Origin of the sequence: Polaribacter filamentus (assembly GCF_002943715.1) — a bacterium.
GTDB lineage: Bacteria > Bacteroidota > Bacteroidia > Flavobacteriales > Flavobacteriaceae > Polaribacter > Polaribacter filamentus.
This window is the reverse complement of sequence record NZ_MQUA01000014.1, coordinates 554,425-577,508: the sequence shown is the minus strand read 5'-3', so window position 1 is coordinate 577,508 and position 23,084 is coordinate 554,425. Positions and strand designations below refer to the sequence as shown.

At 30.4% G+C, this 23,084-nt stretch carries 23 protein-coding genes and 1 pseudogene; 11 read left to right on the top strand and 13 right to left on the bottom strand.

Annotated elements, in window-relative coordinates; genetic code table 11:
* Nucleotides 1-58 precede the first annotated feature (58 nt).
* A complete protein-coding gene (gene nadE / locus BST83_RS19305; RefSeq protein WP_104811325.1) occupies nucleotides 59-847 on the top strand; it encodes an NAD(+) synthase in 789 nt (262 codons plus the stop codon).
* Between the two features lie 373 nt (nucleotides 848-1,220).
* Here the strand turns inward: nadE and BST83_RS21220 are convergent, their stop codons facing one another.
* From BST83_RS21220 to tig, 5 genes are all read right to left on the bottom strand, one after another.
* The gene (locus BST83_RS21220) at nucleotides 1,221-1,352 is read right to left on the bottom strand and encodes a hypothetical protein (protein ID WP_302849507.1); all 132 of its coding nucleotides are present in this window, start codon (nucleotides 1,350-1,352) and stop codon (nucleotides 1,221-1,223) included.
* A 157-nt stretch (nucleotides 1,353-1,509) separates the two neighbouring features.
* Nucleotides 1,510-3,513: a DNA primase gene (dnaG, locus tag BST83_RS19295; RefSeq protein ID WP_104811323.1), complete on the bottom strand. Its 2,004-nt coding sequence runs from the start codon at nucleotides 3,511-3,513 to the stop codon at nucleotides 1,510-1,512.
* 131 nt (nucleotides 3,514-3,644) lie between these two features.
* Nucleotides 3,645-4,883: an ATP-dependent Clp protease ATP-binding subunit ClpX gene (gene clpX, locus BST83_RS19290; RefSeq protein WP_104811322.1), complete on the bottom strand. Its 1,239-nt coding sequence runs from the start codon at nucleotides 4,881-4,883 to the stop codon at nucleotides 3,645-3,647.
* An 83-nt stretch (nucleotides 4,884-4,966) separates the two neighbouring features.
* Nucleotides 4,967-5,626 carry an ATP-dependent Clp endopeptidase proteolytic subunit ClpP gene (gene clpP / locus BST83_RS19285; protein ID WP_104811321.1) on the bottom strand — a complete coding sequence of 220 codons (660 nt, stop codon included), beginning with the start codon at nucleotides 5,624-5,626 and terminating at the stop codon, nucleotides 4,967-4,969.
* Nucleotides 5,627-5,822: 196 nt separating this feature from the next.
* Nucleotides 5,823-7,145 (bottom strand): trigger factor, encoded by a 1,323-nt coding sequence (tig, locus tag BST83_RS19280; RefSeq protein ID WP_104811320.1) that lies wholly within the window; start codon nucleotides 7,143-7,145, stop codon nucleotides 5,823-5,825.
* Between the two features lie 210 nt (nucleotides 7,146-7,355).
* On the opposite strand from tig, the gene pyrH reads away from it, so the two are divergent.
* The 5 genes from pyrH (at nucleotide 7,356) to BST83_RS20985 (ending at nucleotide 12,079) form a co-directional block, all read left to right on the top strand.
* On the top strand, nucleotides 7,356-8,063 hold the full coding sequence (gene pyrH, locus BST83_RS19275; protein ID WP_104811319.1) for a UMP kinase: 708 nt from the start codon (nucleotides 7,356-7,358) through the stop codon (nucleotides 8,061-8,063).
* A gap of 26 nt (nucleotides 8,064-8,089) precedes the next feature.
* Nucleotides 8,090-8,644, top strand: a complete 555-nt coding sequence (gene frr / locus BST83_RS19270) for a ribosome recycling factor (protein WP_104811318.1) — start codon at nucleotides 8,090-8,092, stop codon at nucleotides 8,642-8,644.
* A 94-nt stretch (nucleotides 8,645-8,738) separates the two neighbouring features.
* Nucleotides 8,739-11,114, top strand: coding sequence for an efflux RND transporter permease subunit (locus BST83_RS19265; protein WP_104811317.1), 2,376 nt, complete (start codon nucleotides 8,739-8,741; stop codon nucleotides 11,112-11,114).
* Nucleotides 11,115-11,349: 235 nt separating this feature from the next.
* Nucleotides 11,350-11,607: a hypothetical protein gene (locus BST83_RS20990; RefSeq protein ID WP_240614886.1), complete on the top strand. Its 258-nt coding sequence runs from the start codon at nucleotides 11,350-11,352 to the stop codon at nucleotides 11,605-11,607.
* A gap of 208 nt (nucleotides 11,608-11,815) precedes the next feature.
* Entirely contained in the window at nucleotides 11,816-12,079 is a 264-nt protein-coding gene (locus BST83_RS20985) for a helix-turn-helix transcriptional regulator (RefSeq protein WP_240614885.1), read from the top strand.
* A gap of 11 nt (nucleotides 12,080-12,090) precedes the next feature.
* Here the strand turns inward: BST83_RS20985 and BST83_RS19255 are convergent, their stop codons facing one another.
* The 3 genes from BST83_RS19255 to BST83_RS20055 form a co-directional block, all read right to left on the bottom strand.
* Nucleotides 12,091-12,417, bottom strand: a complete 327-nt coding sequence (locus tag BST83_RS19255; protein WP_104811316.1) for a hypothetical protein — start codon at nucleotides 12,415-12,417, stop codon at nucleotides 12,091-12,093.
* 33 nt (nucleotides 12,418-12,450) lie between these two features.
* Complete coding sequence (locus BST83_RS19690) at nucleotides 12,451-12,648, bottom strand: hypothetical protein (RefSeq protein WP_146092212.1); 198 nt, start codon at nucleotides 12,646-12,648, stop codon at nucleotides 12,451-12,453.
* A 335-nt stretch (nucleotides 12,649-12,983) separates the two neighbouring features.
* Nucleotides 12,984-13,139 (bottom strand): hypothetical protein, encoded by a 156-nt coding sequence (locus tag BST83_RS20055; protein WP_170062841.1) that lies wholly within the window; start codon nucleotides 13,137-13,139, stop codon nucleotides 12,984-12,986.
* 175 nt (nucleotides 13,140-13,314) lie between these two features.
* Here BST83_RS20055 and asnS point away from each other — a divergent pair, with 175 nt between their 5' ends.
* The 5 genes from asnS (at nucleotide 13,315) to BST83_RS19235 (ending at nucleotide 17,345) form a co-directional block, all read left to right on the top strand.
* Nucleotides 13,315-14,748 carry an asparagine--tRNA ligase gene (gene asnS, locus BST83_RS19245; RefSeq protein WP_104811314.1) on the top strand — a complete coding sequence of 478 codons (1,434 nt, stop codon included), beginning with the start codon at nucleotides 13,315-13,317 and terminating at the stop codon, nucleotides 14,746-14,748.
* Between the two features lie 102 nt (nucleotides 14,749-14,850).
* Nucleotides 14,851-15,015 carry a hypothetical protein gene (locus tag BST83_RS20050; protein WP_170062840.1) on the top strand — a complete coding sequence of 55 codons (165 nt, stop codon included), beginning with the start codon at nucleotides 14,851-14,853 and terminating at the stop codon, nucleotides 15,013-15,015.
* 86 nt (nucleotides 15,016-15,101) lie between these two features.
* The gene (locus BST83_RS21645) at nucleotides 15,102-15,278 is read left to right on the top strand and encodes a type II toxin-antitoxin system RelE/ParE family toxin (RefSeq protein WP_146092211.1); all 177 of its coding nucleotides are present in this window, start codon (nucleotides 15,102-15,104) and stop codon (nucleotides 15,276-15,278) included.
* A 4-nt stretch (nucleotides 15,279-15,282) separates the two neighbouring features.
* Nucleotides 15,283-16,746, top strand: a complete 1,464-nt coding sequence (rpoN, locus tag BST83_RS19240; RefSeq protein WP_104811313.1) for an RNA polymerase factor sigma-54 — start codon at nucleotides 15,283-15,285, stop codon at nucleotides 16,744-16,746.
* Nucleotides 16,746-17,345: a hypothetical protein gene (locus BST83_RS19235; protein WP_240614884.1), complete on the top strand. Its 600-nt coding sequence runs from the start codon at nucleotides 16,746-16,748 to the stop codon at nucleotides 17,343-17,345. Before rpoN ends, BST83_RS19235 begins: the two co-directional genes overlap by 1 nt.
* Here the strand turns inward: BST83_RS19235 and BST83_RS19230 are convergent.
* The 5 genes and pseudogenes from BST83_RS19230 to BST83_RS19210 all read right to left on the bottom strand — a co-directional run bounded on the left by BST83_RS19230 (nucleotide 17,340) and on the right by BST83_RS19210 (nucleotide 23,070).
* Nucleotides 17,340-17,984: a porin family protein gene (locus tag BST83_RS19230; protein WP_240614883.1), complete on the bottom strand. Its 645-nt coding sequence runs from the start codon at nucleotides 17,982-17,984 to the stop codon at nucleotides 17,340-17,342. The genes BST83_RS19235 and BST83_RS19230 overlap by 6 nt on opposite strands.
* A gap of 307 nt (nucleotides 17,985-18,291) precedes the next feature.
* Nucleotides 18,292-19,878 carry a sugar porter family MFS transporter gene (locus tag BST83_RS19225; RefSeq protein ID WP_302849513.1) on the bottom strand — a complete coding sequence of 529 codons (1,587 nt, stop codon included), beginning with the start codon at nucleotides 19,876-19,878 and terminating at the stop codon, nucleotides 18,292-18,294.
* Nucleotides 19,866-20,573 (bottom strand): annotated as a pseudogene (locus BST83_RS19220) (glycoside hydrolase family 30 protein); the annotation flags it as partial. The pseudogene BST83_RS19220 and the gene BST83_RS19225, both read right to left, overlap by 13 nt.
* Nucleotides 20,574-20,863: 290 nt before the next feature.
* On the bottom strand, nucleotides 20,864-21,271 hold the full coding sequence (locus tag BST83_RS19215) for a heavy-metal-associated domain-containing protein (RefSeq protein WP_104811310.1): 408 nt from the start codon (nucleotides 21,269-21,271) through the stop codon (nucleotides 20,864-20,866).
* 20 nt (nucleotides 21,272-21,291) lie between these two features.
* Nucleotides 21,292-23,070, bottom strand: coding sequence for an efflux RND transporter periplasmic adaptor subunit (locus tag BST83_RS19210; protein WP_104811309.1), 1,779 nt, complete (start codon nucleotides 23,068-23,070; stop codon nucleotides 21,292-21,294).
* Nucleotides 23,071-23,084 lie beyond the last annotated feature (14 nt).

Genomic DNA, 23,084 nt, shown 5'->3' with positions numbered 1-23,084 from the left:
TTCTTCGTATATTTATCATTCAAATTAACAACGTTAAAAATACTAAAATAGTTTGTCAATGAATACCGAAAAAGTAGCTGAATATATTATTAATTGGTTAAAAGAATATGCGACCAATGCAAAAGTAAATGGATTTGTAATTGGTGTTTCTGGAGGAATAGACTCAGCTGTAACTTCGATTCTATGTGCAAAAACAGGTTATCCAACTTTATGTGTAGAAATGCCCATTCATCAAGCAGAAATCCAAGTTTCTAGAGCAGAAGAACATATAGCGCAACTTAAAAAACGTTTTGCTAATGTTTCTGAGGCAAGGGTTGATTTAACTTCCACCTTTGAAGATTTTAAAAATGTACTGCCAAGTGTAGAGCATTCTGAAAAATTAGATTTGTCTTTGGCAAATACAAGAGCACGTTTAAGAATGACTACTTTGTATTATTTTGCTGCCTTACAGGGATTATTAGTTGCCGGAACAGGAAACAAAGTAGAAGATTTTGGCGTTGGTTTTTATACAAAATATGGTGATGGCGGTGTAGATTTAAGTCCGATTGCTGATTTAATGAAATCGGAAGTTTATGAATTAGCGGCTTATTTGGGTGTCCCTAATTCTATACAAAAAGCACAACCTACAGACGGCTTATTTGGCGATAGTAGAACTGATGAAGATCAAATTGGTGCTTCTTATGATGAATTAGAATGGGCAATGAATATGGAAGAAAAAGGTAAAACTGCTGATGATTTTTCTGAAAGAAAAAAAGAAGTACTCAAAATTTATACGCGTTTAAATACTATTAATAAACACAAAATGTTACCAATTCCTATTTGCGAAATTCCAAAAAAGTTTATGTAACTTAAATTTATCGCATAAAAAAAACGCCTTAACTACTTATAGTTGTGGCGTTTCTTTTATAATTTTTCTTTTCTAATCTATTTATAATAAGTTTTCAGAAATCATCATTTTTTTAATCTTCTGATAAGCCTTCTCTTAGAGCCTTTGGAAATCTCAAATGGTAAAAAGATGAATAATTGAATAATTTTTAAAATTTGGAATGTTCTTTTCATGATGCATAGTTTTCTCTTTCTTAAAACAAAGGATCAAAAATATTTGAAACTTTTATTTAAATGAGAAAAGGAAAAACCCTTTTTTTAATTTTTACTGAAACTTAGATAATTAAAAATGAGAAATTTACTTTCATATACTCTCTTTAACCATTTTGCTTATTTTACAATAAACGAGCAGAAATCGTTAACTTCTTAAGTTTAACAGAAGCTCTTTTTTTTGATTCATTAGAAATATCAAAAGGCAATCTAAACAATAATGCAACAATTTTTAAAATTTCAAATATTCTTTTCACAATCTTAGTTTTTTTATTTTCACATGCAAAATCACTTAAAAAAACATTCAACTAAGAATAATTTAACAATACATTAAATTTTTGTGAGTTCTACAATAAATCATTTTTGAAAGTGTGAAAATACTGCTTATTTGTTATAATAACAGGACTACGTCAACTATACGACTCTTTTAAGTTTCTCTGAAAGTCGAATTCTTAGTGAGTTATAGCTCATAATCTCTTCTTTTTCTTCATTCGTATATTCTTTTCCTTGCACTAAAAATTCATTTACCAACCTATCAATTAAAATTCTACGTAGATTGTAAATTACATCAGAGACCGCTTTTGGCAATACCTCTAAAGCAGATTTAACCTCAATACTTTTACTTCCCCAGTTGCTTAATTGATACTTTTCTTCATCCATTAAAATAGAAGTAACTATCGATGCAATATCTGTATTGTTATTATTTACAAATTTATCTATTTCCAATTTTTCAGATTGATTTAATTGATGAATCATTTCTGTATAAATTTCTTGAAAAAGAGGATTTGTAAACTCTATTTCATCTTCTTGCAAATGCAAATAAATTTCTGCGGATACTAAGTTCTGATATTTTCTATTTGAAAACGTTTCTTTTCCATCCTCATCAGTATTACTAAGCTCTTCAGAAAAATCTATCTCTTCATTACCATACAATAACAAAATTTTTATAATTTCATTTTCAAGAATTGATAGTTGATCTATTTTTTGAGAAGCAACTTGAGTCCCTTTAACAAGTTCCATAGAAGCTTGTTCTTGATCATAAAAATACTCTGCTGGTGGCTGATTCGGATCTACATTATTACTATAACTTGAGCTTGGTTTATTTCTTTGAGAAGCTTCTTTTTTTAATAATTGAGCCAATTCACTAAACAACACACGTTCCGAAATATCCATGATTCTAGAACATTCTTGAACGTACACTTCTCTTTGAATTCCATCCGGAATTTTAGAAATACTCGTTACAATATCTCTAATTACGGTTGCTTTTTTTATAGGATCGTTATTCGAATCTTTTAGTAAAAGCGAAACTTTAAAATTGATAAAATCTTGCGCCGCAGTTTCTAAATATTCTTTTAACTCAGCACTTGTATGTGATTTTGCAAAACTATCTGGATCTTCTCCATCAGGAAACTGAACTACTTTTACGTTCATTCCTTGCTCTAGAATTAAATCTATTCCCCGAATGGAAGCTCTAATTCCGGCTGCATCTCCATCAAAAAGTACTGTTATGTTTTTTGTTAATCTATTTACTAATCGTATTTGATCTGATGTTAACGCTGTTCCTGAGGAGGCGACAACGTTTTCTACTCCAGATTGATTAAAAGAAATTACATCAGTATATCCTTCTACTAAAAAACAGTTATCTTGTCTTGCTATTTCTTTTTTGGCTTGATAAATTCCGTATAGAATTTTACTTTTATGGTAAATATCACTTTCTGGCGAATTTAAATATTTAGCTGCTTTTTTATCTGCAGTTAAAATTCTTCCTCCAAAACCTAAAATTCTTCCAGACATTGACTGAATTGGGAATAACACTCTTCCTTTAAAACGATCAAACTGCTTGTTTTCTTTCACAATAGATAGTCCGGTTGATGCTAAATATTTTAGATCGTATCCTTTTGCTAAAGCTGCTTTTGTAAAGTTATCCCATTCATCTAAACAATATCCTAACTGAAATTTCTCAATAGTTTCATCTGTAAAACCTCGCTCTTTAAAATAAGACAAACCAATTGCTTTGCCTTGGTTTGTATTAAGCATTAAATTGTGAAAATAATCTTTGGCAAAGTTAGAGACCAAAAACATACTTTCTCGTTCATTGGTTTGCTCTTTTTGCTCATCAGATTGCTCTGTTTCTTCAATCTCTATATTGTACTTTTTGGCTAACCATTTTAAAGCCTCTGGATATGAAAAGTGCTCATGTTCCATTAAAAAAGAAACGGAGTTTCCTCCTTTTCCTGTAGAGAAATCTTTCCAGATTTGTTTTACAGGCGACACCATAAATGACGGTGATTTTTCATCCGTAAAAGGACTTAATCCTTTAAAATTACTTCCTGCTTTTTTTAGCTGAACAAACTCACCAATAACCTCCTCCACTCTCGCAGATTCGAAAATTCGGTCTATGGTACTTCTAGAAATCATTTATTTTGTGTGATAAAATGGTAACAAATATAAGGTTTAGAACTTTGATTATTTATAATGTAAAAGTTTCTAAAATAAAAAGACCTCAAAAGCTTTAAAAACCTTTGAGGTCTGTTCTTGTTTGTATTATTTTAAGAGGCAGCTCTTAATTTTTTTAAGGTGGTATTCGTTAACTTAGCTTCTGCATATTCTTTGTTTACGTTAAATTCTTTTTCATCAGAACTTGGTAACTCAAACATTGCATCCGTAAAAATAGCTTCACATAAAGAACGCAAACCTCTTGCACCTAATTTATATTCTATAGCTTTATTTACAATATAATTTAAAGCATCTTCTTCAATTGTAAACACAACTTCATCCATCAAAAACAACTTTGTGTATTGTTTTATAATTGAGTTTTTTGGTTCTGTTAAAATAGCTCTTAACGTTTCTGCATCTAAGGGATTCATGTAACTTAAGACGGGTAAACGTCCAATAATTTCTGGAATCAATCCAAAAGATTTTAAATCTAAGGGCGTAATATATTGAAGCAAGTTTTCCTCATCAATTTTATCATCTTCTAAAGAAGCACCAAAACCAACAGCTTGTCTATTTAAACGTTTGCCGATTGTTTTATCAATTCCAGAAAAAGCACCACCTGCAATAAATAAAATATCTTTGGTATTTATTTCAATGAATTTTTGCTCTGGATGTTTTCTACCCCCTTTTGGCGGCACATTTACTACAGAACCTTCTAATAATTTTAACAACGCTTGCTGAACACCTTCACCAGAAACATCTCTAGTAATTGATGGATTGTCACCTTTTCTAGCAATTTTATCAATCTCATCAATAAAAACAATCCCTTTTTCTGCTTTATCTACGTCATAATCTGCAGCTTGTAATAATCGGCTAAGAATACTTTCTACATCTTCTCCTACATAACCCGCTTGTGTTAAAACAGTAGCATCTACAATAGAAAATGGCACGTTTAGCATTTTAGCAATTGTTCTTGCCACCAATGTTTTTCCTGTTCCTGTTTCCCCTACTAAAATGATGTTAGACTTTTCAATTTCTACTTCATCTTCAGTATCTTTTTGCAATAAACGCTTGTAGTGATTGTAGACTGCAACAGACATTGCTCTTTTAGTTTCTATTTGACCAATAATATATTGATCTAAAAACTGTTTAATTTCCAATGGTTTTTTAAGCATTAAGTCTTTTGACAAATTACTTGATTTTACATCAGATATTTCTTCTGCCACAATACCATGAGCTTGCTCTATACATTTGTCGCAAATATGAGCATCCATTCCTGCAATTAGCAAGTCTGTTTCTGCTTTTTTTCGCCCACAAAACGAACACTCTAAAATTTCTTCTTTTTTTGACATTATTTTTTGGTTTTTGGCTATTCGTTATTAATTGTTCGGCAAAACGCTTACCAACAACTAAAACCCAACAACTAAATACTTTACTACTTTCTTGCTAAAACTTCATCAATCATTCCGTAGGTTTTCGCCTCATCTGCTTTCATCCAATAATCTCTATCAGAATCTGTTTTTATTTTATCAAATGTTTGCCCTGAATGATTAGAAATGATTGTATATAATTCATCTCTTAATTTTATAGTTTCTTTGATGGTAATTTCCATATCAGAAACTTGACCTTGAGTACCACTCATTGGCTGATGTATCATAATTCTAGAATGTGGCAACGCCGAACGTTTTCCTTTTGCCCCTGCACACATTAAAACTGCTCCCATTGAAGCCGCCATTCCTGTACAAATCGTTGCAACATCTGGTTTTATAAACTGCATGGTATCGTAAATTCCTAAACCTGCATAAACACCTCCTCCAGGCGAATTAATATAAATTGAAATATCTTTGTTTGAATCTACACTTTCTAAAAACAATAATTGCGCCTGAATAACATTTGCAACTTGATCGTTAATGCCGGTTCCTAAAAAGATAATTCTATCCATCATTAAACGTGAAAAAACATCCATTTGAGTGATGTTCATTTGACGTTCTTCCATTATATATGGCGTTAAACTACTTGTAATTTGATTAAAGTATGTGCTACTTACTCCTTTCTCTTTTGTTGCGTATTTCTCGAACTCTTTTCCGTAATCCATCTTCCTAATTATTTTAAATATATTGATATGTAAAGATAAGAAACTATTTGTTACTTCTTTGTTAATGCAGTTCCCAAAAAAACCTATGTTTCTATATTCTGGTTTTAATTTTTTCTCTTTGCGAAGAATAAATGAATGAATGAGTGAGGCAATCTACTTTTAATCAAATAGATTGCTTCATTCTTCGCAATGAAAACTATTTATAAACTTCTTTGATAAAATCTTCGTAAGAAACCTCTTTCGTTTTAAAATTGATTTTCTCTTTAAAGAAAGCTAATAATTTATTGCTAATTAATTGTGCTTGTAGCTTTTGAGCTTCTTCTTGATTTTGCAAAATTCTACCAGCAATATCTTCTAACTCTTTTTCCTCTGGATTCATATTACCAAATTGAGCCATTTGCGTGCGAATAAATCCTTTTGCATACTCGATCAATTCTTTATAATCGATTTTGATATCGTTATCCTTCATAATCTTTCCTTCGATTAATTGGTAACGCAAACCTTTTTCTGATTTTTTATATTCTGCAGTAGCTTCTTCGCTCGTTAATGGTTTTTCACCAGCATTTGCTAACCATTTTTTTAAGAATTCAGCAGGTAAATCAAACTTTGTGTTTTCTACTAAATACTCAGTTACCGCATTTAATAATTGCTGATCACCTTGCTGTAGAAATTGCTTTTCTGCGTCTTCTTTAATTTTTTCTTTTAATTCTGTTACAGAAGTTACACTTCCATCAGCAAATAATTTATCAAACAATTCTTTGTCTAAATCTGCCGGTGCTGTTGTTGTAATATCTTCAACGGTAAAAGTAACTGTTATATCTAAATCATGAATCTCATCATGAGAAACCCCTAAAATATGTTCTAACTTATGATCGTCTTCAAATAATTTTTTAGTTTCTAACTCAATTATATCGCCAACTTTAGCCCCAATAACTTTCGCTTCATTTTTCTTACCATTTACGTCGTTAACTAAAAAAGTAGCCTTTTTATTGATTTCTTTTTCTTCGTTTACAAAAGTTCCCGTTAAAGTAGCGTTTTCGGTAGCTTCCTCTATAGAACTTACCTTTCCGTAACGAGTTTGAATGTTCTTAACTTCTTCATCAATCAAACCGTCTGTAGCAATAATTTTATACTGTTGTATTTTATTTTTCTCGCTTAAATTGATTTCAAATTTAGGTGCTAAACCTAATTCAAATTCGAAAGAAAAAACAGCCGCATCCCAATTAAAATCGTCCTTTATTCTAGGTAAAGGATTTCCTAAAATATCTAATTTTTCATCGACTAAAAACTTATTTAAAGAACTTTGTAAAAGTTTATTAACCTCATCTATCATTATAGATTTACCATATTGCTTTTTAATCATTCCCATTGGCACATGGCCTTTTCTAAACCCTGGAACGTCTGCTTTTTTACGATAATCTGTTAATAGTTCAGATACTTTTACTTGATAATCATCAGCAACAATATCAATTTTTACAACTGCATTTAATGCGTCTACGTTTTCTTTTGTAATATTCATTTCTTATTATGTCTAGTTCTTAAAAAATCGACTGCAAAATTAATCAATTTGAATGAATACTACAAAGGTTTAAACGGTTCTATTTCAGCATTTTCATTTTATTTAAAAAATTATAAATCAAAACAATAACTCTGAATTTAAAAAAAATAAAAAATTCCGTAATTTTGTCAAACTTTATTCCCAAAAGGGAATTTTCAAACAACAAACTAAATGCAATACAAAAGAATTCTTTTAAAATTAAGTGGCGAAGCTCTAATGGGGGATAGACCATATGGTATAGATCCAAAACGTCTTGCCGAATACGCAAAAGAAATTAAAGAAGTTGTAGAAAAAGGTATTGAAGTTGCCATTGTTATTGGTGGTGGAAATATTTTTAGAGGTGTTGCTGGCGCAAGTAATGGTATGGACCGCGTTCAAGGTGATCACATGGGAATGCTTGCAACCGTTATAAACGGGTTGGCTTTACAAAGCGCTTTAGAGGATGAAGATGTGCACACACGTTTGCAAACTGCTCTTGAAATTAAAGAAGTTGCAGAACCTTATATTAAAAGAAAAGCAATTAGACATTTAGAAAAAGGGCGTGTTGTTATTTTTGGCGCGGGAACTGGAAACCCTTATTTTACAACTGATACAGCTGCTGTTCTTAGAGCAATTGAAATTAATGCAGATGCTATTTTAAAAGGTACTAGAGTTGATGGAGTTTATAATAGCGATCCTGAAAAAAATGCAGACGCCATTAAATTTGCAACGATTTCTTTTAAAGATGTAATTTCAAAAGGTTTAAAAGTAATGGATATGACCGCTTTTACTTTAAGTCAAGAAAATAAATTACCAATTATTATTTTCGACATGAATAAAAAAGGAAACTTAATAAAACTAGTTTCAGGAGAAAAAATTGGTACAATTATAGACAATTAACAAGCATAATCTTTAAATTTAAAAAGATGAACGACGAAATTGAATTTATATTAGACACTGCTAAAGAAGCAATGACGAATGCCATTGAGCATTTAGAAAAAGAATTACGATCTATTAGAGCTAGTAAAGCAACACCTGCAATGTTAGGTATGGTTATGGTAGATTATTATGGTTCTCAAACACCATTAAGCCAAGTTGCAAACGTTACAACTCCAGACCCACGAACTTTAACCATTCAACCTTGGGAAAAAAGCATGTTACAAACCATTGAAAAGGCAATTATGTTGGCTAATCTTGGTTTTAACCCAATGAATAATGGAGATGTGATTATGATTAATGTACCACCATTAACAGAAGAACGAAGAGTTGGCTTAGCTAAACAAGCAAAAGCAGAGGCAGAACATGCAAAAGTTGGTATAAGAAACGCGCGGAAAGATGCAAATAATGAAATCAAAAAGGTTGATGTTTCAGACGACATGAAAAAGATTGCAGAAGAGGATATTCAAAAATTAACGGATGCTTTTGTGAAAAATATAGATGATAAATTCTCAGTGAAAGAAATGGAAATAATGAAAGTTTAATAAATAATATATTTATAATAAGGAGTGTTGCAGAACACTCCTTATTATTTTAACCCCCATTACAAATTAACTAACTTTGCACAAAAATAAATAAATGAATTTCTGGACAAAAGTTGCTGGTATTATATTAAGAAACAGATACTTAATTTTAATTACTATCGCAATTATTACTGGTTTATTAGCTTCACAAATGAAGTATATGAAGTTTTCGTATACAGAAGCAAACTTACTCCCAGAAAACCATGAAGCAAATTTAGAATACAATAAATTTCTAAAAATTTTTGGTGAAGAAGGCAACTTAGTAATTCTTGGAATAAAAGATTCGACTGTTTTTACTCCAAAAAAGTTTAATGCATGGAATAACTTAGTTCGCCAATTTGAAGATTTAGAAGAAATAGATTTTACGCTTTCTATTGCTGATGTTAAAGAGTTAAGAGCTGATAGAAAAAAAAGAAAATTTGTACTAGAACCTTTGTATGAAAAAGACCCAACAACGACAGAAGAAGTTCTAGAAATTAAAAAACAACTTTTTGAGAAGCTTCCTTTTTATGACAACTTACTTTTTAATAAAGAAACAGGTACTTTACAAACTGCTATTTATATTAAAAAGGATATCATAAATACACTTGCTCGTAGAGATTTTATTTTTGATAAATTAATTCCGACTATAGAAAAATTTGAGAAAGAGAACAATTTAGATGTTCGTATTTCTGGAATGCCTTATATAAGAACACTAAATGCGCAAAACATTCAAGACGAAATTATCCTTTTTGTTTTTGGAGCATTAGGTATAACTGCCATTATTTTCTTCTTCTTTTTCAGGTCTTTTAGAGCTACTTTTATCACGCTTTTAGTAGTATTAGTTGGGGTAACTTGGGCTTTTGGTTTTATTGGTTTGTTTCGATATGAAATCACAGTTTTATCTGCTTTAATTCCGCCATTAATTATTGTAATTGGAGTGCCAAATGCCGTTTTTCTCATCAATAAGTATCAGCAAGAAATTAAAAAACATGGGCAACAAGCAAAAGCTTTGCAACGTGTAATTTCCAAAATTGGCAATGCTACTTTAATGACAAATATTACAACTGCATCTGGTTTTGCAACCTTTGTTTTTGTGAAAAGTGATTTGTTGCGTGAGTTCGGAATTTTAGCTTCTGTAAACATCATCAGTATTTTTATTTTAGCGCTGTTAATTATTCCTATTATTTACAGTTTTATGCCACTTCCTAAAAAGAAACATTTAAATCATCTTGAAAGAAAATGGATTGAAAATGTGGTTGATTGGATGGAAAAAACCGTAAAAGAACAACGAATTACAATCTATATAGCATCCGTAGTTATTATTATTTTAGGAATTATTGGTGTGTATCAAATTAGAGTTTCTGGAAGTTTAATTGAAGACATGCCTAAAAGCATGGAATTTTATAAAGACATTAAATTCTTTGAAAAAGAATTTGGCGGAATTATGCCTCTTGAAATTTTAATTGACACAAAAAAAGAAAAAGGAGTTATGAAATTATCCACTTTAAAAAAGATGGATAAAATTAATGACGCGATCGAAACTTTTCCTGAATTGTCTAAACCCATTTCTGTTGTAAACTTGGTAAAATACTCCAAACAAGCGTATTACCTAGGGAATCCTAAGTATTATCAATTACCTACAAATCAAGAGCAAAGTTATATTTTTTCGTATACGAAAAACTCGAATAGCGAAACAGGAATGTTAAAGAATTTTGTTGATTCTACAGGCCGTTATGCAAGAATAACAACCTTTATGAAAGATATTGGCACCGATAAAATGGATGTTATTCAAGAACGCCTAAAATCAGTTATTGATAAAGAATTTCCTTCGGATAAATATACAGTTTCTGTAACCGGAAAAGCGTTGGTTTTTATAAAAGGGACGAATTATTTAATCAAAAATTTAGTTTTTTCTTTATCATTAGCAATTATTTTAATTGCACTTTTTATGGCTTGGATGTTTAGATCCCCGCAAATGATTTTAATTTCTCTGTTACCAAACATACTTCCATTGTTAATTACCGCCGGCTTAATGGGCTTTTTAGACATTCCCATAAAACCATCAACTATATTAGTTTTTAGTATTGCGTTTGGTATTTCTGTGGATGATACTATTCATTTTTTAGCAAAATATAGGCAGGAATTAATGGCAAATAACTGGAAAATTAAACCATCCGTTTATGCTGCTTTGCGAGAAACAGGTGTAAGTATGTTTTACACATCAATAGTATTATTCTTTGGTTTTTTAGTATTTACACTTTCTAGTTTTGGAGGTACAATTGCTTTAGGCGGACTGGTTTCTGTAACTTTATTATTAGCAATGGTATCAAACTTATTGTTATTACCTTCATTGTTATTAACCTTCGAAAAGAAAATTGCCAACAAAAAGGACTTTAAAGAACCTTCGATAAAAATTATTCCTCCAAAAGAAGAAATGAATGAAGAATAAAAAAAAGCCTTTACTATTTTTTAAATAGTAAAGGCTTTTTAGCCAATTCAGATTTGGGAAATAAAAGAACCTTAATCTGTATAAAGTTTTTATAAATTCTTTTTCATAGCGATTTATTTAACTTTCTCTTGTTCAATATGCTTTTACTTTTTCAATAGTATTTATTTTACAAAATTAAACTATATTTATATTGTTGTTAACTGTGTTTTCACTAAGTTTTATAGTACTTAATATAATGAAAAATAAATTAGGAGAATATACTAGAGACAGAGTGTCAAATATTCCTTTTGATGCGAATGATCATTTTTACAAAGAATACAGAGAGAAAATAGCTCTATTTGTTGGCCAAGCTGTTTACATCTATTCTTTTGATCAAAATAGAATATTATTTGCAAATGGTTGGGAAGACATGTTAGGCTGCAAAGATGAAGAAATTACTTTACTAAAAATTGTTAACTCAACTTCTAATAGATACTCTATTTTTTTCCAATGAACTAAACGATAAAGGTTTACAGTATTTATAGAATATTAAAGAGAACTTAAATAAATATAGTTTTACTATTAAGGTAGAAAAGATTCATAAAAACAGAGAAATTGTTCCGCTATTTTCGAGAGTTGGTGTTTATAAATCTTCGGATGGTAACATCTTAGAATTAATAGGTATATCAGAAAAAATTCATTCTAGAAAATTAGGAAACATTATGCAATATGCAGCCTTTGGACCAGAAACTTCCGGATTTGAAGAAAGTTTAAATGAACAATTATTTAACGAGTTGAGAATTTCTAGAAAAGAGAAAGAAGCGTTAGAATTGGCTGCTAAAGGATTCACCTTTAAAGAGATTGCTGATAAATTAAACGTTAGTCAATCTGCCACAGAAAAAAGAATTATCCCTTTATACAAAAGGTTTGATATAAAAAGCTTACCGCATTTAATAAGTTTTGCGCACAATAATTATATTCTATAAAACAATTAACCTTATAAGTTTATTGTACCAATTTTATGTTCTTCTACTCCTATTTTTAGCAACATTTCGCTCCATTCATCTATATGACTTTCATCTAAAGATTGCTTACTTCCTAAAACCCAAATTATATTTTTATTTTTAAGTAGCTCTCCATTTTTCTTTTTTTCGGGCTTTAGCATGCCTATAAAACTTAAAAGTTTTGTTGGTGAAATTAATTCATCCTGAATAGGTTCTCTCGGATTGATGTTATCAATCATTAAAAAATTTGCAGTTTTCCAATTCCAAATTTCATAAGTGCTTAACGCAGCACCTTCATCCTTGAAAAAATAATTGAACATTTTGATAGCATTTACATATAAACAGCTATTATTTTACATGCTTAATTCGTTTAATATTCCGATCCCTAAACTTGTTTTTACAGCGCCTAAAAATCCGAAAATTAATAAATGATTATCGTTACCTTTTCCTTGTAAAAAGTTCTCTACTTTTAATTTATCCGAAGAATTTATAGTAAAATCCCACTGCCTTAATCCAAATTGAAAAGGAAATCTAGCATAAAGTTGATACATTTTGGTAACGTACCAATACCTTTTTGCAAACGCTAGATAAAGGGTTAAAATGGATAGGACAATTATTACAACATTGTCATCAAATTTAAGAATACAAAAAACGAACAAAAAGCTTCCTAGAATAAAAAAGCAAACATTGGTAAACGTCTCAAGAGCGACATTGAACCATTTAGGTTTAAAAATATATTTGCGCTTGTTCTGCACAAAAAGAACATCAGATTTCGATTCTCTTTTGCTCAATAATGGTCCTAAAAAATTATATAATTCAAACAAAAACAAAAAAATAGAAACATATAAAGCTGATTTTAATACTGTAATATTAAAGAAATAATCCACTAAAAAAGTGGGTGTAAATCCCAATGAAATGTGCCCAAACTGTTAGCTAACCAGGCGTAGGTCAAGGTAACACCTCTATAAGAATCTTTCCCAATTAAATCTGCTTGGAGCTGTTGTAAAATTCTTTCAAAAGAAATTTTATAGTTCTTTTTCATGCTATGTATTAAAACTTTTATAGATATAAAAAATAGATATAATTTTTAACAATTTATAAACTCCTTATAACTTTATGGTTTTATTGACAAATGATAATTGCGCAATTTGTTGCAAAAAAGTATCTTTGCATTTCAGTAAATAAATTCAAGAGCAAATCAATAAAACACAAAAAAAATGACACATAAAAACGTTGCCGAAATTTTAAAATCGGATTCAGTTTTACAAGAAGTAGAATTAAAAGGTTGGGTAAGAACATTTAGAAGTAATCGTTTTATTGCCTTAAATGATGGTTCAACTTTAAACAATATACAATGTGTTATCGATTTTGAAAACACCGATGAAACTACTCTAAAAAGAATTACAACAGGTGCGGCAATCGCTATAAAAGGTACAATTGTAGAAAGTCAAGGAAAAGGACAATCTGTTGAAGTTCAGGTTTCTAAAATTACAATTTTAGGTGATTGTAATCCTGATGAATATCCTATTCAGCCAAAAAAACATAGCTTCGAATTTTTAAGAGAAAATGCACATTTGCGCGTTAGAACAAATACTTTTAGTGCTGTGATGCGCGTTCGTTCTAAACTATCATTTGCAGTTCACAAATATTTTCAAGAAAATGATTTTAACTATGTAAACACGCCCATTATTACAGGTTCTGATGCAGAAGGCGCCGGAGAAATGTTTAGAGTTACAAATTTTGAAGACAATAAAGCCCCTGTAACTGAAGACGGGAAAATTGATTATTCAAAAGACTTTTTTGGTAAAGAAACCAACTTAACGGTTTCTGGTCAATTAGAAGCAGAAACTTTTGCAATGGCTTTAGGTAAAGCCTATACTTTTGGACCAACTTTTAGAGCAGAAAACTCGAATACAACGCGCCATTTAGCAGAATTTTGGATGATTGAGCCAGAAGTTGCTTTTATGGATTTAGACGGAAATATGGATTTGGCAGAAGATTTTATCAAATCGGTAATTAATGATGTTTTAAAAAACTGTAAAGACGATTTAGCATTTTTAGATCAACGTTTAACGCAAGAAGATAAAAGTAAACCACAAACAGAACGCAGTGAAATGAGTCTGTTAGAGAAATTACGTTTTGTAGTTGAAAATAATTTTAAACGTGTTTCTTATACCGAAGCAATCGATATTTTAAGAAATTCAAAACCAAATAAAAAGAAGAAATTTCAATATCCAATTAATGAATGGGGAGCAGATTTACAATCTGAACACGAACGTTATTTAGTTGAAAAGCATTTTAAATGTCCAGTAATTTTATTTGATTATCCAGCAAACATCAAAGCATTTTATATGCGTTTAAATGATGATGGACAAACGGTAAGAGCTATGGATGTTTTGTTTCCAGGAATTGGAGAAATAGTTGGTGGAGCTCAAAGAGAAGAGCGTTATGATGTTTTATTAGAAAAAATGAAAGCCATGAATATCGACGAAAAAGAATTGTGGTGGTATTTAGATTTACGTAAATATGGAACTGCAGTGCATTCTGGTTTTGGTTTAGGTTTTGAACGTTTGGTGCAATTTACAACGGGAATGAGTAATATTAGAGACGTAATTCCTTTTCCAAGAACACCGCAAAATGCTGAGTTTTAAAAAGAATTTTGTATTTTTATAAAAACTGATTGTTATGGATACTTTAGAAAGTTTAAAAATAATTTAATTAAAAAAATAGTTGCAACTCAAAATGAAAAATTATTGAGTGCACTTGTTACTATTTTTGAAGCATCAAAATCAGAAGAAAAAATTTCTTTTAACTCAGCACAATTAGAAATGTTAAATAGGAGCGAAGAAGAAATAAAATATGGACGTTTATACTCCGAAGAAGATATTGAAAAGTTAGATTCTAAATGGATGAACTAATTATAATATATACCTCTAAAGCTTTAAGAAAAAAGACATCAAAGTGTTCTAAGAAATAAAATATCAATAAAAAAGAGAGTACTAAATTGCTAAAAGAATTTCCTGAAATGGGAAAACCAACAGTTAAGAAAAATGTTAAAGCAATTATATTAGAACATTATTGTATCTTTTATAAAGTAAAAATTAATAAAATTTTCATTCTTGCTTTTTGGGATACTAGACAAAACCCAAAACTACTATTACAGTTTTTAAAACAAGACTAAATAAATGCTAAAGCAAAGTTTACAATACAAACTCTTACAAAAATTATCTCCACAACAAATACAGTTGATGAAGTTAATTCAATTGCCTACACAAGCTTTTGAAGAACGTTTGAAACAAGAAATTGAAGAAAATCCGGCATTGGATACAGGTAAAGAAGATTCTGATTCTATTGATGATGATTTGTCTAATGAATTTGATGACAATGATGATGGCAATGAAAAAATTGACGCAGACGATATTAATATTGATGAGTATTTGAGTGATGATGAAACACCAAGTTATAAAACGCAAGCCAATAATTATTCTGCGGATGATGAAGAAAAAAATGTGCCTTATGCAGCAGGAACAAGTTTTCATCAGTCTTTAAAAGATCAATTAAATACGTTTAATTTTAATGATGAAGAACGTGCAATTGCAGAATTCCTAGTCGGTAGTATTGACGATAGCGGCTATATTAGAAGAGAAATTATTGATTTAGTAGATGATTTAGCTTTTTCCGAAAACGTCTTTACATCCGAAGAAAAGGTGCTGGCTGTTTTGAGAAAAGTGGTTCAGAATTTAGATCCAATTGGTGTTGGCGCAAGAGATTTAAAAGAATGTTTAGTTATACAATTAAAAGCGAAAGATAAAAATAAAATTAGAAGCTTAGCGATCGATATTTTAGAAAATGCCTTCGATCATTTTGTAAAAAAACATTACAAAAAACTTCAAGAAAAGTATAGTATTTCTGAAGTCGAATTAAAAGAAGTGAACACAGAAATATCTAAATTAAATCCAAAACCTGGAAGTTCATACGCTGGTAATAATAAATTTGCAGAACAAATTGTTCCTGATTTTTCGATAAAAATTCTAGATGGCGAATTAGATTTAACTTTAAACTCAAGAAATGCGCCCGAAATGCAGATTTCTAGGGAATATAACAATATGCTAAAAGGGTATCAAGAATCTACTGTAAAAAGTAAATCTCAAAAAGATGCCGTGTTTTTTATCAAACAAAAACTAGATTCTGCAAAGTGGTTTATTGACGCTATAAAGCAACGTCAGCAAACACTTTTAGTTACTATGAATTCGATTATGCAGTATCAATACGACTACTTTTTAACTGGTGACGAACTCAAGTTGAAACCAATGATTTTAAAAGATATTGCAGATCAAATAAAAATGGACGTTTCCACGGTTTCCAGAGTTGCCAATAGTAAATACGTTTCTACACCTTATGGCACAAAATTAATTAAAGAATTCTTTTCGGAATCTATGAAGAATGACCAAGGAGAAGATGTATCAACCAAAGAAATTAAGAAAATTTTAGAGACCGTTATTACTGAAGAAAACAAGAAAAAACCTCTGACTGATGAGAAATTAGCGGCAATTTTAAAAGAAAAAGGATATCCGATAGCAAGAAGAACTATTGCAAAATATCGTGAGCAATTAGATATACCTGTGGCACGTTTAAGAAAAGAAATTTAGTGCGTTTTTATAAATTCTTATCTGTAATTTTACATCCAATTGTGATTCCTACAATTGGAGTAATGTTGTATTTTTTATTGATTCCAAATAACTTTATAAGCAATCAAAAACTCACTATTTTAAGTCTAATTTTTTTAGTAACTTATTTAATTCCTTTGTTGATTCTAGTTTTTTTAAAAAAATTAAAAATCATAAAAAGTTATCAAACAGAAAACATAAAAGACCGTAAATTACCTCTTGCTTTGATGATTACCTTATTCTATGCACTAGGAAACACTTTAAATACTATTGCAAATTTAAAAGATTTAGGCTTACTTTTTTATTCAACATCTTTGGGCTTGTTCCTTATTTATACGCTGTTCTATTTTAAAGTAAGAGCCAGTATACACTTATTTTCATTGGGAATTCCGATAGGTTTTTTTATGATTTTAAGCAATCTCTATTCTCAATCTTTTTTAATTGTAATAATACTCCTATTTTTAGTTGCAGGTTTATTAGCAAGTGCTCGCTTAAATCTAAAAGCACACACAACTAAAGAAATTTACATTGGTTTTTTTATAGGAATTTTATCTTCTTTAAGTATGTTCTATCTTTTATAGAATATAGAAAATCAATCCAAACTTTAAGATTTGAGTATTGATGTTTTCCCCGTTAATGGTTGCGTTCTCAAAAACAGGAGTTAAACTATAAAAAAGGTACGCGTTAAACTCTGTATAACCTGCAGAAAATGTTAAACCATATTGTAATTTTCGATATGCAGAAACATTTTTATACTTAAAATCTGTGGCATTTTCTGTAAACTGAAAAGTATTAGATATATTATATAAAAACTTTATACCTGTGTAAATTCGCCAAAAATCGTATTTCTTGGCATTCGAGGTTCTCCACCTAATTTCTAAAGGAAACTCTAAATTATGCGCTTTAAAAACATTAGAACTCGTATTTGCTGATGTATCAAAAAATGTATTATTGTTCGTTTCTGATACTTTTAATTCGTGGTTAAAAAAGTCATACCCATAACCAACTCCGGCCGCAAATGAAATAGTACCTTTTTTATTAAGGATAAAATCTTTTAAAAAACCGGTTGATAGTGCGTAAGAAAATCTACTCCTTGCAATACTTGAAGGCTGATTACTAAATTGTGCATATGTAATAGCTGCATAAATTTGATCATCGGCATAGCTATCGCCTAATTGTAAAGAATCTTTTTGCGAGTATATATTGGTTATAAAGAACACAAAAAAGAAAAAAAGAATAGTTTATTCATATTTATATAACGAGATATAAATATACACTATTTCAAGATTCAATCTTAAAAGTTGTGTCTAAATTGAAAAAGTATCTAGATTGTTCCCTAAAAGTTGTCTTAGGGTCCGTCACGAAATAAAGTGTACAAAATATGCGAAGTAATTTTGTTATTTTTCAAGGCACAAAATGTGATAATAGCATTAGTTACTTGAATATTTTATAACAAAGAAAATAGCAAAAGAACAAGTATAGATGTACAGGTTATTTCGCGACAGACCCTCAGGATGTTTTATTTTTCTAATCTTTAACCAACTCCCTTTCTAACTCTTCCAAAGATTTCCCTTTGGTTTCTGGCACTATTTTTAACATCACAAAAAAGCCAATGAAGGCAATCGCACCAAACAAAAAGAAAGTTAATGCATTTCCTAAATTAGAGATTTCCCATGGAAAAACTAATTGTACAATAGAACTTATTAACGAATTGATAAACGCAATAACACCAATAGCAATTCCTCTATATTTTATAGGATATAATTCTGATAACAACACCCACATTACTGGGCCCAATGAAAATGCAAAACATGCAATAAAACCTAAAATTCCTATTAAAACTAGATTCGCATTTATATTCGTGGCAGCCTCTAAAATTTCGCCATCGTTTTTACTATATACTTGATTTCCTAAAACTGATTTTATTTCGTTTTTAAAATCAAGATCGTTCTCATAAATTTTAGCTGCAAATGGCAGTAATTTCTGAGATTCTACAAACTCAAATTGATTAATTTTTTCTGCGGATAATTGATATGTTGCATTCTTAAAACTGTAAGCACATAACAATAAACTTACAGAAATACCTGCTGTACCAATCAATAACAAAGGTCTTCTGCCCATTCTATCAATTAAATAGATTGCAACAAAAGTGAAAATTACAGATATAGTACTTAATAAAACTCCTGATGAAAAAGCAGCATCCGTTCCAATACCAGTTTGCTTAAATATAGACGTTGCATAAAAATAGACTGCGTTGATACCCGTAATCTGCTGAAGAACTCCCACAACTAAACCAATTACTAAAATAAAACGCAGGGATGGTTTTAATAAATCTTTTATTTTTAAATCCGATTTATTTTTATCAGCATGTATATTTTTTTCTATGGCAGCTATTTCTATACCGCCTCTTTCTGCACCATGAATCTGATTTAAAACTTTTTCTGCTTCTTCAAAATTTTCTTTTAAGTACAACCAACGTGGACTTTTAGGAACAAAAAATAATAAAACAAAATAGCATACTGCAGGAATTAACTCTACACCCAACATCCATCTCCAAACAGTTTCATCTGTTAAAAATGAGCTAGCTAATGTATTGTATTTATTGAAAAAGTAGTTACTTAAAAAAGCTGCAAAAAAACCAAAAACAATATTTAGTTGTTGCAATGAAACTAACTTCCCCCTATTTTCTGCTGTCGAAATTTCTGCAATATAAATTGGCGCTAACACCAAAGCAGCTCCAAATGCCAAGCCTCCAATCATTCTTGCGATATAAAGCATTTCATAAGAAGGTGCAATTGCAGACAATAAAGCTGAAATTGCATATAGAAAAGCTACAAAAATGAGGGTTTTTTTTCTTCCTATACTATCACTTATTCTTCCTGAAAATAACATTGCAAACATCGCGGCAAATGAAGGAGCACTTACAACCCAACCAGATTGCAGTTCACTTAAATTAAATTCAGGGCCCGCAAAAGACATCACTCCAGAAATAATTCCTGCATCAAAACCAAAAAGGAAACCTCCTAATGCCACTATAAAACTTATAAAAATAGTGTAGTTCTTATTATTCATAATCAATGTTAAATTTAAAAAAAGTAAGTTTAGTAAATTAATGTTTGCATTGCACGTGGAGCGATTTCTACTATGGTTTCACTGCTACCAATGGTCAATTTATATTCAATTTTAGTATCCGTTTTATTCATAACTACTGTTACAATTTTTCCGTCTTTATTTTTAAAGGAAGTACTTTCAATGACACTTCTACTTGTTGTTGTGCTTACTCGTAAAGCACCCGGTTTTATAAATTTCGAAAAATGACCAATATAATAATAAGTTGGTGTGTATATTAATTCGCCTGTTTTTGTATTTGCGTGAATGGGTGCAAAGCAAAAATTCTGAACGTGATTAGGACCACCTCTTTCATCTAATAAAATATTCCAATCTGTCCAACCAACAACTCCGCTATTATAATCATTTATCATAGAATTTCCATAACGTTCTGCATTTGGCCAAAACTGTAACTTTTCTGAATCAAATCCCTCTACACAACCTTCTGTAAAAAGCATATTTTTTGATGGAAAAGATTCATTTATATTTTTAAAATTATCATATTTAGGCAAACCACCTGTCCAAGTTTCATACCAGTGAAAACCTATTCCCCAAGCATATTTTGATGCTTCTGGATCTTCAAAAATAGTGTTTGCTCTTTCTGAAATTAAATCTCTATTATGATCCCAAACAACAATGTTTTTATCACTTAAACCTTCTTTTTCAAGTGTTGGACCTTAATAATTTTTTAAGAAATCACGCGTTCTTGTTGTAATTAATTTCCATTAACTAACCTCTTTTTATTTCATCAATTGTAAAATAATATCTCTTACAAGTTCAAAACACAAACTATATTTTCTGCTTTTAAAACAGGTTAAATTTAAGAGGACAATATAATAAACTGCTTTTAAACTAAATGACCTTAAGACAAAATTAAATTACCACAAAAATTTAGTGCCTAAAAAAAGAGTAATCATTTCTGGTTACCCTTTGATAGTTTAAAATAAGCTCAAAACTTTGATGTCTAAATTTTTTGCTTTTATAATTTATACTATTTAGCAGTCAAACTCATTTTCATTGCATGATCGTATTTGCAACAACCTGGTAAATTTTCATACGCTTCTTCGCTTCCTGACACTTTTTCTGTATCATAACCAGACGCTGCAATTGCAGTATGAATTGACATTGCATCTGTTTTGCTATCATCAAAAGAAACATCAACTTTCTTTTCATCTACACTCCATGTTGCTTTAGAAACCCCTTCAACAGCATTTGCTGCTTTTTCGATGGTGGCTTTACACATGCCACAATTACCTCTCACTCCAAAAGAAATATCAGCCATTGCCATATTTTTAGACATCTCTGTAGTTTCCGTTTTTGCTTCATTTTTAGCCTCGTTTTTGCAGCTTGTAAATGCCAAAGCAGCAATTACAGCTACACTTAAAATTACTTTTTTCATTGTTTTAAATTTAATTATTATTATTCTATTATTTGTTTCACTTCTCCGCAGGTAAGCATTGCATCGCCAAAATACGGATTGATTACTTTTTCTTCTATACTTAACCAGTAGCCACCTTTGTTGGCATCGGCCATGGGACAAAATTGATGATAGACCTTTTCATTAATTCCAAATACCTCTAAAGCATTTGCTAAATTTGATGATAAATCATTGAAATGATTTCTTTGCTCTTTAATGTTTGATGTGTTTGAAATTGAAGTTGACGCCGTTTTTATTTCTTTTGCTAAAGATATCCAATGGTTATGTACCTCTTTATTTTCTAATAATTTCATATCAACTTTAGACAAATTATCTAAAAGTTTTTTTGATGCTGATATTCCGTTTTTTGAATCTTCTTTTACCAAAGCATCTTTCAGTTTAATATACTCATTAAATACCGCTTTTAATTGATTTTGAAAATCCTTTGAAACAGTCTTTCTTTCATTCATATTCAAATGATTCTCATTTTTTACCGAAGTCATTTCTTTCATTCCAAGATGGCCTTCATGACCTGCTGCAATTTTTCCTCTTTCTTTATTCATCATCGACTTTTTACCTTGCAATTGTGCAGCAGCATCCACTGTAAATGTACCATTTGTTACAATTTCATCGCCAGCTTTTAATCCTTCTACTATTTCATAAAAATCACCAACTTTATTTCCTAAAGTAACTTCAAGCATTTGAAAAATAGGGGCATTTGAATTTGCTTTCAAATACACCACAGAGCGTTTACCTGTCCATAATACTGCGGAAGCTGGGATTGTTAAAACCTCCTCTTTGCTAGAGATCATTCCTTTAATATAGCCTTCAACAAACATTCCTGGTTTTAAAAAACCTGCTGTGTTGTTTAATACCACTCTCAACTTTACAGTTCTTGTTCTAGTATCTAAAACAGGATCAATAAAAGCTACTGTAGCCTTAAACTCCTTATCAACATAAGCTTTAGAAGTGATGGAAATCTCCTGACCTTTTTTAAATAAATCAATTTGATTTTCATACACATCAAAATTAGCCCAAACGGTATTTAAATTTGCAATTTTAAGCAAAGGCTGACCTTGTTTAATTGATTCGCCTTGTGCTACTAGTTTTTCTGACACAGTACCCGAAACTGTTGCATAAACAGGAAAATTTTCTTTTACTTTTCCGGATGTTTCAATCTGCTGAATCTGATTTTCAGAAAGTTTCCATATTTTTAGTTTATTACGCACCGCTTTGTATAGTGCAGGTTGCGATTCTTTTAAAGACACTGCTGTAATTAATTCTTGTTGTGCAGCATATAGTTCTGGTGAATAAATAGTCGCCAACAATTGCCCTTTGCGAATTTCTTCACCTGTAAAACTAACATTTAATTGCTCGATTCTTCCAGAAAAATAACTCACTTGAACCGTATTTGCTTCTTCATTTGGCACAATTTTGCCAGATAACTTTATGGCTGAATTTTCAATTTCACCCGCACCAACTATAGAAGTTTCAATATTTGCCAAAGCCATTGCATTTTTAGTTAGCTTAAATTGGTCTGCCATTAATCCGTCTGCACTCGTTTCTGCAGGAATTAAATCCATACCACAAATAGGGCAATCGCCTGCTTCTGGCTGCATAATCTGTGGGTGCATAGAACAGGTCCACATTTTATTAGTTTCTGACATTTCAGTGTGACTATGCACTGTTTTTTCTTCGGATGAATTCCCAAAAAGGATCCAACCGAATAAAATACCAACGGCAAGAATACCAATATAAATTATTGTTTTTTTATTTTTCATTTTCTAATTGTTTT

Bases quoted from the DNA above. Each gene is read 5' to 3' on its own strand.
- nadE (WP_104811325.1), top strand. From the start codon at position 59: ATGAATACCGAAAAAGTAGCTGAATATATTATTAATTGGTTAAAAGAA.
- dnaG (WP_104811323.1), bottom strand. From the start codon at position 3,513: ATGATTTCTAGAAGTACCATAGACCGAATTTTCGAATCTGCGAGAGTG.
- clpX (WP_104811322.1), bottom strand. From the start codon at position 4,883: ATGTCAAAAAAAGAAGAAATTTTAGAGTGTTCGTTTTGTGGGCGAAAA.
- clpP (WP_104811321.1), bottom strand. From the start codon at position 5,626: ATGGATTACGGAAAAGAGTTCGAGAAATACGCAACAAAAGAGAAAGGA.
- tig (WP_104811320.1), bottom strand. From the start codon at position 7,145: ATGAATATTACAAAAGAAAACGTAGACGCATTAAATGCAGTTGTAAAA.
- pyrH (WP_104811319.1), top strand. From the start codon at position 7,356: ATGCAATACAAAAGAATTCTTTTAAAATTAAGTGGCGAAGCTCTAATG.
- frr (WP_104811318.1), top strand. From the start codon at position 8,090: ATGAACGACGAAATTGAATTTATATTAGACACTGCTAAAGAAGCAATG.
- BST83_RS19265 (WP_104811317.1), top strand. From the start codon at position 8,739: ATGAATTTCTGGACAAAAGTTGCTGGTATTATATTAAGAAACAGATAC.
- BST83_RS20990 (WP_240614886.1), top strand. From the start codon at position 11,350: ATGAAAAATAAATTAGGAGAATATACTAGAGACAGAGTGTCAAATATT.
- BST83_RS20985 (WP_240614885.1), top strand. From the start codon at position 11,816: ATGCAATATGCAGCCTTTGGACCAGAAACTTCCGGATTTGAAGAAAGT.
- BST83_RS19255 (WP_104811316.1), bottom strand. From the start codon at position 12,417: ATGTTCAATTATTTTTTCAAGGATGAAGGTGCTGCGTTAAGCACTTAT.
- BST83_RS19690 (WP_146092212.1), bottom strand. From the start codon at position 12,648: ATGTATCAACTTTATGCTAGATTTCCTTTTCAATTTGGATTAAGGCAG.
- BST83_RS20055 (WP_170062841.1), bottom strand. From the start codon at position 13,139: ATGAAAAAGAACTATAAAATTTCTTTTGAAAGAATTTTACAACAGCTC.
- asnS (WP_104811314.1), top strand. From the start codon at position 13,315: ATGACACATAAAAACGTTGCCGAAATTTTAAAATCGGATTCAGTTTTA.
- rpoN (WP_104811313.1), top strand. From the start codon at position 15,283: ATGCTAAAGCAAAGTTTACAATACAAACTCTTACAAAAATTATCTCCA.
- BST83_RS19215 (WP_104811310.1), bottom strand. From the start codon at position 21,271: ATGAAAAAAGTAATTTTAAGTGTAGCTGTAATTGCTGCTTTGGCATTT.
- BST83_RS19210 (WP_104811309.1), bottom strand. From the start codon at position 23,070: ATGAAAAATAAAAAAACAATAATTTATATTGGTATTCTTGCCGTTGGT.